Here is a 14,603-nt window from a genome sequence, read left to right on the forward strand (position 1 = left end):
AGCCGGGCGCCCCAGGCTCCACGGTCTCAGGCGGCCTTCTGTTCGAAGAGCCAGTCACGCAGGGCGGTGATCTTGTAGGCGGGTTCGAAGGAGGCCATGTGTTCGCTGTTCATGGCCGAGCCGGAGGAGGTGGAGTCGGAGGCTTCCAGGACAGTGCCGGTCTTGAAGGTGGCGAAGTTGATGTCGTCGCCCGCGGCGAAGAGCTTCTTGGCGGCGGTGGCGTACTGTGCGGCGGTCCAGGTCGCGTCCCAGGTGGCGCTCTGGTAGGAGACTCCGGCTTCCTTGAGCAAGTTCTTGACGTCGGCCTGGCCGCCGGAGGCGTTCTCGTCGCCACCGGCGGCGATGTAGAAGAACTTCTCCTCGGCCAGGTTGCCCAGTTCGCTGACGTCCCACTGGCCGGAGACGAAGAGCTCGGCGGCGAACAGGTCGGGGTGCTTGGCGGTCAGGTACATCACCGTCATGCAGCCCATCGACTGGCCGGTGCCGTAGATCCGCTTGTCGTCGATGCTGTACTCGCCGGTGACCGAGCCGAGCAGGCGGGTGGTCATCTCGACGTAGTCGGTGGTGGTGTAGCTGCCGTGGTCGTCGATGATGACGGACGGGAACTCGGGGACGAGGACGAAGCTGGCGCGCTTGGCCTGTTCGTCGGCGCCGGCCCAGATCAGTGCGCCGTACTGTGACAGCGGGGCGGTGACGTCCTGGCCGACCAGGCTGGAGTCGGCGATGTAGAGCACCAAGGGGTAGGACTTGGCGGCGTCGTAGTCCTCGGGGATGTACAAGTTGTAGGGCAGGGACTCCCCCGTCTGGGAGTCCTCGTACGTGAACTGCCGGAACGTGCTCTTCACCTCCGAGATCAGGCTGTCGAGGCTGGGTGGCTCCTCAGTGCCGCTCGTCGTGGCGGTCCCGGTGGTGGAGGGGCTGCTGGACGCCTCGGAGGAGCCGGACTCTCCGGCGCTCGAGCCGTCGGAGGAGTTGCCGCATGCGGTGGCACCGAGGAGGACGGCGCCGAACGACGCGGCGAGAAAACCGCGTCGTGACAGGTGGGAGGTGTTCATGCCGAAGATTGTCCGAACGCCGCCTGTGGAAACGGTAAGGCGCGCCATTGCCGTAGCTGTGAAGGCGCGGCGCGTGAGGCTGTGAAGGCCCGGCGCGTGAGCCACGGCTCCGGCGCGCGCGACGCGAACGTCAACCGGGGGAACCGGGCCGCGGCCCGGTGACGCCTCAACAGCCGCATCCGGGCGGGCGGTCGCCGCACCCGTCCGCCGTCACACCCGCCGACGGCGCGCAGCACCCCTCGCCCTGCCAGGCATCGCGGCCTTCCTTCACGGCGAGGGCGGCGATGACGAGAGCGGCGACGGGATCGGCCAGGACCAGCCGAGGGCGGCGTTCAGGACCAGGCCCGCCAGGAGCGCCGCGGACAGGTAGGTGCACAGCAGCGCCTGCCGGGAGTCGGCGACCGCGCTCGCGGAGTCCAGTTCGCGGCCGGCGCGGCGTTGGGCGGCGGACAGGAAGGGCGGTGCGCAGGTCGTCCAGGGCGTTGCCGAGGCGGTCGTCGGCCGGCTCGTAGCGGGTGATCCGCCTTCAGGGACTGAAGAAACTCTGTCGCACATATTGCTGACAATATTGCCGACCGGCTACGTTCGCAGTCGCCACGGACAACTCACATCCCACAGCTCGCCCCGCCGGCCGCTTGACGGCGGCGGCTCCCTACTTGGAGGTTGTGTGTTCAGACGTGTCTTGAGGCGCCCTCTGGCCGCGCTCGCGGCGACCGCCCTGCTTCCCGCCCTCGCCCTGGTGGCCTCCGCGTCCACCGCCGGCTCGGCCTCGGGGCTGGACGCGGGCCGCGCCGCGCCCGTCGTGCGGACGGACAGCGGCCCGGTCCAGGGGGTCACCGCCGACCGGGCGGACCGGTTCCTGGGACTGCCGTACGCGGCCCCGCCCGTACGTGACCTGCGCTTCGCGCCGCCCGCCGCGCCCGCGTCCTGGAAGGGCGTGCGACAGGCGGACCACCAGTCACCCGCCTGTCTGCAGTTCCAGCCCTCCGGCGTACGGGAGGAGCAGGCCGTCAGCGAAGACTGCCTCTACCTGGACGTCTACCGCCCCAGCGGCACCGAGCCCGGTGCCCGGCTGCCCGTACTGGTGTGGTTCCACGGCGGCGCCAACACCCAGGGAACCGGTGTCATCTACGGCGGTGGCAGCATGGCCGCCAAGAGCCACGTCATCGTCGTCACCGTCAACTACCGGCTCGGCGCCCTCGGTTTTCTCGCCCACCCGGCGCTGAGCGAGCAGACACCGGGCGGTTCCGGCAACTACGCCCGCATGGACCAGGTGGCGTCCCTGGAATGGGTCGAGGACAACATCGCCCGCTTCGGCGGCGACTCCGGCAACGTCACCATCGCCGGCCAGTCCGCCGGCGGTGGCGCCGTCTGCGACCTGATGGCCATGCCCTCCGCCCGCGGCCTGTTCGACAAGGCCGCGGTGCAGAGTTCCCAGTGCCTGCAGTCTCAGTCGACCCTCGCCGCCGGCGAGCAGAGCGGGGTCACCTACGCCGAGGCCGTCGGCTGCCCCGACGAGGCCACCGCCGTCGCCTGTCTGCGCAAGGCGTGGCCGGGCACCCTGATCGCCCACCAGGGCGAGTACCTGGGCGGCTCCAAGGTCGGCGGCCCCGTGCTGCCCAAGACGTTCCGGCAGGCCCTGGCGGACGGAACCTGGAACGCGGTGCCGGTGCTGACCGGGAACACCCGATCCGAGAACCGCCTCGCCTCCGAGGCGTTCGCCGGCCTCACCCCGGAAGGCTTCGAGGAGCGGGTCCGCGAGGACTACGGCGACCGGGCCGACCGCGTCCTGGAGCTGTATCCGCTGGAGGACTTCGACAACCCCTGGGACGCCCTCACGCAGATCCGGACCGACGTCCAGCGTGCCTGCACCAACCAGCAGGCCGCACGGCTGATCTCCGCCGAGGTGCCCGTCTACCGCTACGAGTTCGACGACCCCACCTCGCCGACGCTGTACGGCTTCACCCTCCCCGGCAAGGACATGTCGAACGCGCACAGCGCCGAACTCGCCTACCTCTTCGACTTCACCCTCGGCGAGAAGCCCCTCACCGTGCGGCAGGAGAAGCTGGCCGACCAGATGATCCGCTACTGGGGTGCCTTCGCCCACAGCGGCGCCCCGAAGGCCAAGGGCGAGCCCGCCTGGCCGCGCTACACCGCCGCTGCCGACTGGCCGGTCATGCAGTTGCGCACGGCCGGTGCCAGCAAGGTGATCAGCGGCTACTCGGCCGACCACCACTGCGACTTCTGGCTCGCCTGACGTCATCCCGCCGTCGACCGTTTCCGGCACACCCGCACGCAGAAAGCAGGGAGCCATGAGACCGTCCCGCACCCGGCGCGGCACCGTCCGCGCCGCACTCACCGCCCTCGGGCTGCTCGCCCTGGGTCTCACCCCGCTCGCCGCGCAGGCCCAGTCGTCCACGTCGGCGGGCGGCCGGCCCGCCTCTGACGTGGTGCAGACCAGCCAGGGCAAGGTCCGCGGCACCGACCGCACCGGCTACGGCGCCTGGCTCGGCATCCCCTACGCCGAGGCCGGCCGCTGGCAGGCGCCCCGCTCCGGACCGAAGTGGTCCGGCGTCCGCGACGCCACCTCCTTCGGCGACCGGTGTGCGCAGAACACCGGCTGGGACCCCGGCTACGAGAAGATCATCACCACCGAGGACTGCCTCGACCTCAACGTCTACGTCCCCGACTCCGCCCGCGCGAAGACACCGGTCCTGGTGTGGATCCACGGCGGCGGCTTCACCGGGGGCGCCGGCCAGGACACCGACCCGCGCAGGTTCGTCACCCAGACCGGCGCGATCGTCGTCACCATCAACTACCGCCTGGGTGTCCTCGGCACCCTCAACCTGCCCCAGTTGCGGGCGGAGAGCGAGGACGGCCCCGGCAACTACGGCCTCCTCGACCAGCAGGCGGCCCTGCGCTGGGTGCACTCCGACATCTCCCGGTTCGGCGGCGACCCGGAGAACGTCACCATCGCCGGCCAGTCCGCCGGCGCCGGCTCGGTCTGCGACCACCTCGCCTCCCCCACCGCGGAGGGCCTCTTCTCCCGCGCCGTCCTCATGAGCGGCGGCTGCCACCTCCAGTCCGCCGCCTCCGGCCGGGCGCAGAGCACCGCCTTCGTCAAGGAGGCCGGCTGCGCCACCGTCGCCGATGTCCTGGCCTGCCTGCGCGCCAAGCCCGCCGCCGACCTGCTCGCCGCCCAGAAGAAGGCCGGCGTCAGCCTCTCCACCGGCGGACGCGCCTTCCCGGTCAACCCGGCGACCGCGGTACAGTCCGGCCGGTTCAACCGGGTCCCGGTCATGCTGGGCCAGACCGACAGCGAGCGCGGCCTGTCCACGTTCCAGAACCACGACTATCTCGGTACGCCGATGACGGCCGCCCAGTACGAGGCCGCCGTCCGCTCCGCCTACGGCGACGACGCCGACGCGGTCCTCGCCGAGTACCCCCTGAGCAACTACCGCACCCCGGGCGAGGCGTGGACCGACGCCCAGAACGGATCGACCTCCCACACCCGCTGGCAGCTCACCCGCACGCTGTCCAAGTGGGTGCCGACCTACGCGTACGAGTTCGCCGAGAGCGACACCCCGCACTTCACGTCCGTCTTCCGCATCCAGCGGGAGAGCCGGGCCGCCCGTGAGTTCCCCTTCGGCGGGGCCGTCCACGTCGACGACCTCGGCTACCTCTGGGACTACCTCGGCCAGACCCTTCCCTACGACGACGACCAGCTCGAACTGTCCCGCCAGATGATCGAGTACTGGGACCGGTTCACCACGTCCGGCGACCCCAACGGCCCGGACACCCCGTCCTGGCCGAAGTACAGCGACCGGGCGGGCGCACTGATGTTCCTCGTCGCCTGCGACACCTCGCCGGCGAGCGGCGACGCCCCGGCCGCCTGCTCCAAGGCGAGCCGCGGCTTCCCCGAGAAGCACAACCTCGTCTTCTGGCAGAAGCTGCTGTCCTGACCGGTCCGCACACGGGCGGGCCCGACACGCGCCGTGCGTGCCGGGCCCGCCCGCGTGCCGCTCAGCGCACCCGAGGCAGCACCTCCTGCCCGAAGCTCCGCAGCGTGCGCTCCAGTTCGTCGAGGCCGCCGCGGTTGGCCAGCCACACCCGGCGCACTCCGCGGGCGGTCAGTTCCTCGATGCGTCGGGTCCAGTCCGCCGCGTCGCCCGCCATGCCCCAGCGGTCCATCGCGAAACCGGCCAGTCCCAGCTCCCCCATCAGCCGCGCGTTGCCGCCACCGGCCCGCTGGTGGTCCGCCAGGGTGTAGCGGCGTACGTACTCCCGCACCGCCGCGTGGTGGTGTTCGGGGATCAGCCGGCCCTCGACTCCCTGCCGCATGCTGTGGTGCAGGATCGACGCGAGCGAGGGACGCAGCCGGTCCCGTGCGGCCTCCCGGTCGCCGTCCAGAACGCTGCGGACGGTGAACCACGGTTCGGCGGCATCTCGGCGGCCACACTCACGGGCGCCCTCCTGGAGCTGCTCCAGGGACCACTGCACGACCTCGGGGGTGAGGCCGGTGCCGATGGAGGCCGCGTCACCGACGGCCCCGGCGAGCCGCAGCATGCGCGGACCCTCCGCGCCGACCGAGATGCGGACCGGGTCACGCGGGCCGGTGAAGGCGCGGATGTCGCGTCCGTCGTAACGTCCGTGGCCGGTGGCCAGGACATCGCGTACGCAGGTCACGTACTCCTCCAGGCGGGCCCGGGTCGCCGGCCGGCGGCCGACACTGCGCACGGCGGAGTCGCCCGTGGCGACCTCCATGAAGGCACGGCCACCGGTGATGCCGTCGATCGTGGCGAGGAAGGCCGCCGCGATCTGCGGGTCACGGGTCCAGGGGTTGGTGGGGCGCATCCCGACGTAGGTGTGCGTGGTGCCGAGCGCGAGCAAAGTGACACGGGCCGCCGCCTCGTTGAGGCGAAAGCCCGTGTCACCGACACCGATGGAGTGCAGGCCGTAGTCGTCCGCCATCCTCGCCAGGTCGGTCAGCCGGCGGGCGTGCTCGCGAGTGAGGACCGGTTCGAGAACGGTGAACTGCATGGCGAACTGCGGTGCCCCGGTCATCTCACTCCGTCTCGCGGGCCACCAGGGCCACACCGTCCTCGTCCACGTGCACGGTGTCACCCGGCGTGAACACCACACCGCCGAACACCACCGGCTGTCCGGCGGTGCCGGTTCCGGTCTTCCCGCTGCGGCGCGGGTTCGCCCCGAGAGCGAGCACCCCGAGGTCGGTCTCGTGCAGCCGGGCCACGTCACGCACCGCTCCGTGCACGATCACTCCCGCCCAGCCGTTGACCCTCGCCAGGTCGGCCATCGCGTCGCCCATCAGCGCCGTGCGCAGCGATCCAGCCCCGTCGACCACGAGCACACGGCCCTCTCCCGGCCGGGACAGGGCCTCGCGCACGAGCACGTTGTCCTCCAGGCAGGAGATGGTGTCGACGACCCCGGAGAATCGTGTCCGACCGCCGTACGACCGCAGCTGGGTGGTGCAGGTCTGGACCGTGCTCTCCCACCGGTCGCACACGTCCGCCGTCGCCTCGTCACTCACTCTCCCTCCCCCCGTTCCGGCCGCTCAGTGTGTGCGGAAGCCGCATGTGGCGGCTGAGCACCGACCGCGCGGTGCGTACATCGACGACGGCGAGACCGGGTCGCAGCGCCTCCTCGACGACTTCCCCGGCCCCGGCTCCGTCCACGGTCGCCGAGCGGGCACCGAAGGCGGTGGCGAGCGGAGCGAGGCCGGGTGGCGGGACGACGGCCGCCTCGGCATTGTCGCCGTCGCGGTGCAGGCGCTGGTACTCGGTGCCCAGCGCCTGGTCGTTGAGGACGAACACCGTCAGATCGGCCCCGGCGCGGGCCGCGGTGTCCAGTTCCTGTACGTGCATCATGAACGCGGCGTCCCCCTCGAAGACCACGGTCTTGCGGTCCGGAGCACCCAGGGCGACACCGATGGCCGTGGTGAGCGCCTGGCCGATGGAGCCGAAGCCCTGGGCCGCGAAGAAGCGGCCCCGGGCGGGCGCGGTGACGAACGCGGCGGCGAAGCCCGAGCAGTGGCCGTTGCTGATGACGACGGTGGCGTCCTCGGGAAGGCGCTCGCTGATCTCGGCGACCGCGCGCCGAGGGTCGACGGTGCCGTCGGGGACCGGTGGAGCGAAGTTCCGCAGGTCCTCCTGCCAGCATTCGGCGGACGGGCCGACCGGGCTGAACCACGGCCGGCGCGAACCGGTCAGCGCCCGGGTCAGGGACACGGTGCGCCGCAGAGTGCCCGCCGCGTCGCCGCGCAGCGTCTCCGTCCGTCCGCCGTCCCCCGGTGCCCGCGTCGGCTCGGCGTCGGGTGCCTCGTCGACCACCTTGACGACGTGTGCCTGGGCGAACAGGTGCCGGGACTGCGTGGTGCTGCGGCCCATGGAGGCGCCGAACGCCACGACCAGGTCGGCGGAGCCGAGCAGGCGCTCGGCGGCGGGGTGGGCCAGGCCGCCGGCGATGCCCAGGTCGAGGGGGTGGCCGTCGAACACGCCCTTGGCGGGCAGGGTCGTGGCCAGGCCGGCGCCGAAGTGGTCCGCGAGCGTGCGCAGGAGGTCGGGAGCGTGGCCGTCCGCCGCGCCGCGGCCCGCGATCAGCACCGGCCGTTCCGCGTCGGTGAGCAGCCGGGCCAGCCGGTCGGCCGCGACCGCGTCGTCCTCGGCGGACGGTGCCCCGGCGGGGTCCGGCAGCGGCTCCGGTCCTCGTGCGGCGCTGCCGGCCGCGGGCGAGGTGAGAAGGTCGGCGGCGATCCCCAGGACGACCGGACGCGACCGCTCCCGCGCCACGGCCAGTGCCGCGCAGAGGGCGTCCTCGGGGTCGTCGTCCCGGCCCATGGCGCGGTACACCGCCTCGCAGGAGGCGGCGAAGGACGCCTGGTCGAAGCTCTGGGCGCCCTGGTAACCGGTGGGTGTCTCGGCGGCGATCACGACGAGCGCCGTCCGATTGCGTGCCGCGACCATCAGCGACGTCGCCACATGGGTGAGTCCGGGGCCGTGGGTGACCGAGCAGATGCCGGTCCGGCCCGCCGACCAGGTGTATCCCTCGGCCATCGCCACGGCGGCGCTCTCGTGCCGGACCTCCACCACGTCGACGCCACGCTCCTCCAGCGCCAGCAGCAGGTGCATGTTGCCGTCCCCCATGAGGGCGAAGACATGGGCGCAGCCGGTGCGCGCCACGGCGTCGGCCAACGTCGTGGCACATGTGCGGGTGCGGGCCCGGGTACCGGTTGCGGTGGCCAGGTCGGTGTTGCTCAAGAGGACTCCTTCGCCGGCTTTCGCGCGAGGTGCTTCGAGAAGAAGGGAAGCACCTCGTGCTCGAAGCGCTCGGGGACGCGATTGCCGTGGTTGCCGTGGTAGACCTCGAAGGTGTGCGGCACGCCGTAGGTCGTCAGGACGCGGTCGAACTCGGTGAGGTTCGCCGCGATGTTGGTGTCCTCGTCGCCGACGTCGAAGGCGATGTGCTGCTTCTTGAGGTTGCTGATGTACTGGTCGACCATGGCCAGCGGCCGGTTGGCGGTCATCCGGGCGATCACCGACGGCTGCGGCTCGCCGTTCTTGACCGGGGAGTCGTAGTAGAGGGGCGGTTTGGCGGGGTTGGGGGCCCACGCCGCCGCGGCGGCGACCGCCGTCCTGATGTTGGCCGGGATCTGGGTGTAGTCCTCGGGACGCCGGGTGAACGCCTCGAACGCCGCCATCTCCTCCTGGGTGTCCGGGATGTTGCTGGACGGGGAGATGCAGCAGGAGCTGAGGATGTAGAGGGAGGAGAAGACCTCGGGATGCTTCATCCCGATCCGCATCGCGCCGTAGCCGCCCATGGAATGACCTGCCAGACCACGGGCTTCGACCCGGGCGACGGTACGGAAGTGCTTGTCCACGTACGTCACCAGGTCGCGGGAGACGAAGGACTCCCAGTCCCCCGTGGTCGCGCCGCTGGAGTAGTTGCTTCCGCCGTAGACGGTCATCGCGTTCGGCGTGACGATGATCATGTCGTGTGCGGCGCCGTTCCCGATCGCCCGGTCGGCGATGGTGGGGATGTGTGTCCCGGCTCCCTCGCCGAAGTAGCTCAGGTCCGTGTTGGTGAATCCGTGCAGCATATAGAGAACGGGATAGCGCCGGTGGGGGTCGGACTTGTAGCCGGGAGGCAGATACACCGAGACGTCTCGGTCCGGTGAATCACCCTCCAGGTTCCCTTCGAGCGATTTCCCGCGCACCTTCACACGCAGTACGGTCCCCGTGGAATCCCGGTCCGTCCGATTGGCGGCGGAATTCGTGGTGTCGGCGCCTCCGGCGGCCGACGGGGCGGCCGCCGCCAGACACATCGCGACGAGAATTCCGGACGTCATGACGCTTGCCGTGCGGCGCCCGAACGCGTGTCTCTTCCCTGGGGATGTCATGTGGCTTCTCCTCTCCGGTTCCCGCCATGGTCGGAAGCCGACACCAGGAAGCGCAATGCCCGGCGCGAAAGCATTCGTGATGAGCTGATAAGCAGCCGCGGTGCTCCGCACCTCATCAGGTGGTCCGCCGGGGAAGGTACCTGCGCGCGTGGGCCGGGAGGAGCAGCGCGGCCAGCGCCGCGAGTACCGCGGCCGCGGCGCACGCGGCGGACAGGGACAGCGCACCGGCCAGCGCCGCTACGGCGAACGGCGCCACGGACGGCCCCAGTTCGGTGGCCAGGCGCCATGAACCGAGGAACGGTGCGGGTGACCGCGGGTCCGCGAGGTCCGACCCCACGGTGGGAACGATCCCGCCGCTCCACCCGTTGGCTATCGCGATGAGCGCGGTGCTGCCGAGGAACCAGTGCACCCCGAGCGGCAGTTGAGGCGCGAGCGCGAGCCCGAGGTGGCTGACGCCGAAAACCACCAGGGCCGGCAGCGCCACCGCGACCCTTCCCCAGCGGTCGGTCACGACTCCGCCCGCGTAGAACAGGGAGAAGTCGAGCCCTGCGGCGAGACCGACCACGACCGTGACGGTCACTTCGTCCAGACCGACGGCGGTCCCGACGAGCGGCACGAGGATGCGCCTGGTCGTGCGCATCGTGCTGACGACGGAGAGCGTCAGACCGAGCGTGAGCAACACCCGGCGGCGTTCCCAGACGGTACGGAGCACGCGCGGAGCCACCTCGTCGCCTCCGTCGTCGACGCCCGGCTCCTGGAAGGGAGCCGACGCGACCAGGACCGCCAGCGGGACGCACGCGACCACGACGACCAGGAAGCCTCCCCGGACATCACCGGTGAGCCGCATGGTGGCGGCGGCCAGCATGGGGCCGGCGAACAGACCCAGCCGCGTGGCCCCGGCGAGAGCGGACAGTGAGCGTCCACGGACCCGGGCCGACACCGCGACGGTGACCCAGGTGTGGCGGGCCATGGTGAAGACGGCCGCGCCGCTGCCGATCACCAGCGCGCCCACCGCGAGCAGCCACACGGAGCGCGCGAGGTACGCGGCCGTTCCCCCCACCGCCGTCATGCCCGTCGCCAGAAGCATGACACGCCGTTCCCCGTACCGGCCGACGAGCCATCCGGCGGGCAGGGCCAGCAGCAGCTGCCCCACGGTCAGCAGCGCCGCGACCGTCGCGGCGGTGGCCGAGGAACCGGTCAGCGCCCTCGCCGCCAGCAGTGTCACGGGCATCGCGGCGCCCTGGCCGCAGCCGTGCAGCACGTTCGGGACGAGGGCGGTCGGCAGCAACCGCCGCCAGGGGACGGCCGGCTCTGACGCGCGCATCGGTCTCCTCAGCTGTTCCGGGTGGGCACAGGGACCGGCCCCACGGACGTGGTCGGCCACGTCCGCACCGTTCCGCACCCGCTGGGTGAGCGTGTACTGTCCCTGACGTCGCCATCACTGCCGACGATATTGTCGACGATTCGTCGTGACCGACCAGTGCGCAAGAGGGCCGCCCGTGATGTTCTCCGTCCCGGCGATAAGACCAGGCTTATCGGTGGAGTAGGAACCCGACGCTTACCGTTTCTGGCACACGGTCCTACCGTTTCGAGAAGTTACGGACTTTCGCGTCTCCCCCCGAGAACAAGGAAGTTGGAGGCTGGGGCAGCATGAGAATCCGAAAGGTACTCGTCGGGACAGCAGCCGTGAGTTCGCTGTTGCTGGCAGGGTGCGGCGGTTCCGGGAGCGGCACTTCCGAGAATTTGCCGAAGAACGTGGCCGACGCGGGGGGCATGGACTCGCTGATCAAGAAAGCCAAGGAAGAGGGCGAAGTCAGCCTGTACGCCGCCACCACGGAGAAGTCGACCACTGCCTGGGTCCAGCATTTCGAGAAGAAGTACGGGATCCAGGTCAAGCTCTACCGTGACGGCAGCACGACACTCTTCCAGAAGTGGGCCCAAGAGGTCGGCGGCGGTGTCGACAACGCGGACATCGTCGTCCAGAACGTCCATCAGCTCTGGCAGGACGCCAAGGACGAGGGCTGGATCACCGACTACCGCACCGAGAACTACGACGCCTACGACTACGACAAGGTCCTGCCCGGCACCGGACTCGCCGGAAAGATCTACCCCTTGCACCAGAGCATCGGTGCCGTTGCCTGGAACACCGAGGTCACCACGGCCGAGCAGCAGAAACTGCTGCGTGAGGACCCGGTGGCCGCCCTGGCCGATCCCGCGTTCAAGGGCAAGATCGCCCTGGGCGACACCGGCGGCGCGACCACGGCGGGCAACTACGCCAACGTGATTCTCCACCAGGCCGACACGTACGGCTGGGACTGGCTGGAGGGCGTGGCCGACAACGATCCCGCTCTCTTCGAGAGCCAGATACCCATCGCCGAGCAGCTGGTGAAGGGCGAGTACGCGGTCACGTTCGGCACCGACACCCTGTACAACGACTACATCGACGACGGCGCTCCCGTCGAGTACGCCTACCCGACGCCCACCAACGCCGCCCTGTGGATGGTCGGGCTGCCGACCGCGACCCCCCATCCGTACGCCGCCCGCCTCTTCCTGGAGTGGGCCAGTTCCGACGAGGGGCACGACCTCATGGCCACCTACGGCACCGGGGCCGGCAGCCGGACGGGGTGGGTGGACGAGCGGGCCATCGCCAAGGAGCCGTGGTACTCCGAGCCGGAGGTCTGGTACGGCATGGCCACCCAGCCCGAGTTGCAGGGCGAGAGCTTCGCCGACTTCGTCAGCAAGGTCAACGCCACGCTGAAGAAGTGACCGGTCGCCGCTGACGCCTCCCACCCGTCCCGGGGAGGGCCTGGCACCCCCAGGCCCGCCCCGGGCTCACGCCTGCCCGCCCTGCCCGCCCCGCCTGCCCGACAGGAGGAACAATGACGTTCGACACCACCGCCTGGCGTCACACCAGCCGTCAACGGCTGATCGCGGGACTGACGTTCGACCAGATGTACACCTTCCAGACCCTCGTGCGCGCCGGCTCCTTCCGCGCCGCCGCCGCCGAGCTGGCCCTCACCCAGCCCGCCGTCTCCCAGCGCATCCGTCACCTCGAACGCCTGCTGGGCTGCACCCTCCTGGAACGCAGGCAGGGAGCGCGGTCCGAGCTGACGGACGCCGGGCGGGAACTGCTCGGCTTCGCCGAGGAGGTCCTGGCCCGCACCGACCGGTTCCACCAGCGACTGGAACGCATGAAGGAACTGCCGGAGAGCTCGACGGTGACGGTCGTCAGCGACTCCGACCACATCAAGCACCTGCTCGTCGGCGCCGTCATGATCATGAAGGAGAGAGCACCGTCCGTCCGGGTCGTCATCAAGCATGAGCCTTCCCGCAAGGAGTGCACGCGGGCGCTGGCGGAGGGGCGGGCCGACATCGGCATCTGCCGTTACCCGGCGCCCAGTGAGTTCCCCACCCTCGGGGCGATCGAGGAACAGATGTACCTCTACGCGCGACCCGACGACGAGATACACGCCCTGCCCGAGGCCGACCGCATCTCCTACCTCTCGCAGACCGACTTCGCGACGTTCGCGGACGGCATGCGCAGCCGGCAGCTGGTCGAGTGCTGGGCCGAGAAGGTCGGCGTATCGCTGCGGGTGGTGCTCGAGTCCCGCGGCCTGGAGGCGATGCGCACCTACGTCACCCGAGGGCTGGCCCTCGCCGTCCTTCCGGAGTTCTGCGTGCGCGAGGACCAACGGGCCGGGCTTCTGCGCCCCACGGCGGCACCGGGACTGCCCCTGACCCGGGGCGCCGTCATCCTCGCCCCGCCCGACCGGGAGGTCTCCCGGGCCGCACGCGCCTTCCTCGGCATGCTGCCCGCCAAGATCGAGTCCTCACTCAGCCCCGCGCCGCGCACGAGTGCGCCGGTGCCCGCTTGAGGGGCACCGGCGCACCGGGGTCTCAGTTGCCGAGCACCTCGGTGGGCACACCGGCGGGCAGACCCTCGTCCACGGTCGTCGTCTCGTCCACGTCGCCGTGCGGCCCGGCGTCCTCGGCGGGGAACCAGGTCACGTTGTCCGGCGTCAGCAGCAACGTCTGCTCGGCGCCGATCTGCGGTGGCCGGGAGGTCGGACCGGTGACGGCCTGGACCCGCAGCCGGTGCTCTCCCGCCTCGTAGGTGCGCTCGAAGTGGTCGCCGAGGAACTCGCTGGCGGCGAGACGGGCCCGGAACTCGTTGGGGTCCAGCCGGGCCGGCAGGGGCCCGGTCTCCCGGCCCACCCGTACCCACTCGGGGCGGAACACGACGGAGATCCGGTCGCCGCTGGAAGGGCTGACGGCGGAGGTGGCGTGGGCGACGTCGAGCACGGTGTCCGGGCCGAGTGTGGGCACCTTCACGGAGAAGGCGCGCGCGCCCACGTCGACGACGACCGCGGGCACCACGTTGGCCTCGCCGACGAAGGTCGCCACGAAGCCGTTGGCAGGGCGGTGGTAAAGCGTCCAGGGGTCACCGATCTGCTGGATGACTCCCTTGTTCATCACCACCACCCGGTCGGACATCGACAGCGCCTCGGACTGGTCGTGCGTCACGTAGAGCACCGTGATGCCGGTACGGCGCTGGATCTGCCGGATCTCGTCGCGCATCCGCGCCCGCAGCTGGGCGTCGAGGTTGCTCAGCGGCTCGTCCATGAGCACCAGGTTGGGCTCGGTGGCCAGCGCACGGGCCAGGGCGACGCGCTGCTGCTGTCCGCCGCTCAGGTCGGTGGCGTTGCGATGGGTGAACTCGCCGAGGCCGACCAGTTCCAGCATCTGCTCGGCCTGGGCCCGTGCCTTCGCCTTCGGTATCTTCTTCGCCTTCAGGCCGTACATGACGTTCTCCACGGTCGTCATGTGCGGCCACACGGCGTACGACTGGAACACCATGTTGATGTCCCGTTTGTGAGGCGGGATGTTCGCGTCGGGCGCGTACAGCGGCCTTCCCCCCAGGGTGATCTCACCCGACGTGGGGGTGTGCAGGCCGGCCACGCAGCGCAACGTGGTCGTCTTCCCGCATCCGCTGGGTCCGAGCAGGGTGACGAACTCGGACCGTCCGATCTCCAGACTGAGGTCGGAGACCGCCATCGTGCCGCCGTAGTCGGCGAAGAGTCCCTCCACCACCAGGCCGTGGTCCACTGGGTCGCGGTGCGGCGCGTCCATCGATC

11 protein-coding genes and 1 pseudogene are annotated in these 14,603 nt (G+C 70.8%); 4 read left to right on the top strand and 8 right to left on the bottom strand.

Annotated features, from left to right (window positions below; all coding sequences use genetic code 11):
* Positions 1–26: 26 nt before the first annotated feature.
* Both ACFW48_RS19335 and ACFW48_RS19340 read right to left on the bottom strand, forming a co-directional pair.
* Positions 27–1,055: an alpha/beta hydrolase-fold protein gene (locus tag ACFW48_RS19335; protein WP_386316131.1), complete on the bottom strand. Its 1,029-nt coding sequence runs from the start codon at positions 1,053–1,055 to the stop codon at positions 27–29.
* 166 nt (positions 1,056–1,221) lie between these two features.
* Positions 1,222–1,514, bottom strand: a pseudogene (locus ACFW48_RS19340) (cation transporter); the annotation flags it as partial.
* A 223-nt stretch (positions 1,515–1,737) separates the two neighbouring features.
* On the opposite strand from ACFW48_RS19340, the gene ACFW48_RS19345 reads away from it, so the two are divergent.
* Together ACFW48_RS19345 and ACFW48_RS19350 are read left to right on the top strand one after the other, a co-directional pair.
* A complete protein-coding gene (locus tag ACFW48_RS19345; RefSeq protein ID WP_386316132.1) occupies positions 1,738–3,312 on the top strand; it encodes a carboxylesterase/lipase family protein in 1,575 nt (524 codons plus the stop codon).
* A 55-nt stretch (positions 3,313–3,367) separates the two neighbouring features.
* On the top strand, positions 3,368–5,017 hold the full coding sequence (locus ACFW48_RS19350; RefSeq protein WP_386316134.1) for a carboxylesterase/lipase family protein: 1,650 nt from the start codon (positions 3,368–3,370) through the stop codon (positions 5,015–5,017).
* Positions 5,018–5,078: 61 nt separating this feature from the next.
* Here ACFW48_RS19350 and ACFW48_RS19355 read toward each other — a convergent pair whose 3' ends face one another.
* The 5 genes from ACFW48_RS19355 to ACFW48_RS19375 all read right to left on the bottom strand — a co-directional run bounded on the left by ACFW48_RS19355 (position 5,079) and on the right by ACFW48_RS19375 (position 10,792).
* Positions 5,079–6,119: an LLM class flavin-dependent oxidoreductase gene (locus ACFW48_RS19355; RefSeq protein ID WP_386316136.1), complete on the bottom strand. Its 1,041-nt coding sequence runs from the start codon at positions 6,117–6,119 to the stop codon at positions 5,079–5,081.
* 1 nt (position 6,120) lies between these two features.
* Entirely contained in the window at positions 6,121–6,603 is a 483-nt protein-coding gene (gene rraA / locus ACFW48_RS19360) for a ribonuclease E activity regulator RraA (RefSeq protein ID WP_386316138.1), read from the bottom strand.
* Positions 6,596–8,329, bottom strand: a complete 1,734-nt coding sequence (locus tag ACFW48_RS19365; protein WP_386316140.1) for a thiamine pyrophosphate-binding protein — start codon at positions 8,327–8,329, stop codon at positions 6,596–6,598. The genes rraA and ACFW48_RS19365 overlap by 8 nt, the downstream gene beginning before the upstream one ends.
* Positions 8,326–9,417, bottom strand: a complete 1,092-nt coding sequence (locus ACFW48_RS19370) for an alpha/beta hydrolase (RefSeq protein ID WP_386316141.1) — start codon at positions 9,415–9,417, stop codon at positions 8,326–8,328. Before ACFW48_RS19370 ends, ACFW48_RS19365 begins: the two co-directional genes overlap by 4 nt.
* A 166-nt stretch (positions 9,418–9,583) precedes the next feature.
* Positions 9,584–10,792: an MFS transporter gene (locus ACFW48_RS19375; RefSeq protein ID WP_386316143.1), complete on the bottom strand. Its 1,209-nt coding sequence runs from the start codon at positions 10,790–10,792 to the stop codon at positions 9,584–9,586.
* A gap of 431 nt (positions 10,793–11,223) precedes the next feature.
* Here ACFW48_RS19375 and ACFW48_RS19380 point away from each other — a divergent pair, with 431 nt between their 5' ends.
* Positions 11,224–12,234, top strand: coding sequence for an ABC transporter substrate-binding protein (locus tag ACFW48_RS19380; RefSeq protein WP_386316145.1), 1,011 nt, complete (start codon positions 11,224–11,226; stop codon positions 12,232–12,234).
* A 113-nt stretch (positions 12,235–12,347) separates the two neighbouring features.
* Complete coding sequence (locus ACFW48_RS19385) at positions 12,348–13,343, top strand: LysR family transcriptional regulator (protein WP_386316147.1); 996 nt, start codon at positions 12,348–12,350, stop codon at positions 13,341–13,343.
* A 22-nt stretch (positions 13,344–13,365) separates the two neighbouring features.
* On the opposite strand, the gene ACFW48_RS19390 is transcribed toward ACFW48_RS19385, so the two are convergent.
* Positions 13,366–14,598, bottom strand: coding sequence for an ABC transporter ATP-binding protein (locus ACFW48_RS19390; protein WP_386316149.1), 1,233 nt, complete (start codon positions 14,596–14,598; stop codon positions 13,366–13,368).
* Positions 14,599–14,603: the final 5 nt, after the last annotated feature.

This window comes from Streptomyces sp. NPDC058812, assembly GCF_042744565.1.
GTDB lineage: Bacteria > Actinomycetota > Actinomycetes > Streptomycetales > Streptomycetaceae > Streptomyces > Streptomyces thinghirensis.

Excerpts from the sequence above, each read along its gene's own strand:
- ACFW48_RS19335 (WP_386316131.1), bottom strand. The coding sequence starts at position 1,055 with ATGAACACCTCCCACCTGTCACGACGCGGTTTTCTCGCCGCGTCGTTC.
- ACFW48_RS19350 (WP_386316134.1), top strand. The coding sequence starts at position 3,368 with ATGAGACCGTCCCGCACCCGGCGCGGCACCGTCCGCGCCGCACTCACC.
- ACFW48_RS19355 (WP_386316136.1), bottom strand. The coding sequence starts at position 6,119 with ATGACCGGGGCACCGCAGTTCGCCATGCAGTTCACCGTTCTCGAACCG.
- ACFW48_RS19370 (WP_386316141.1), bottom strand. The coding sequence starts at position 9,417 with ATGACGTCCGGAATTCTCGTCGCGATGTGTCTGGCGGCGGCCGCCCCG.
- ACFW48_RS19375 (WP_386316143.1), bottom strand. The coding sequence starts at position 10,792 with ATGCGCGCGTCAGAGCCGGCCGTCCCCTGGCGGCGGTTGCTGCCGACC.
- ACFW48_RS19385 (WP_386316147.1), top strand. The coding sequence starts at position 12,348 with ATGACGTTCGACACCACCGCCTGGCGTCACACCAGCCGTCAACGGCTG.
- ACFW48_RS19390 (WP_386316149.1), bottom strand. The coding sequence starts at position 14,598 with ATGGACGCGCCGCACCGCGACCCAGTGGACCACGGCCTGGTGGTGGAG.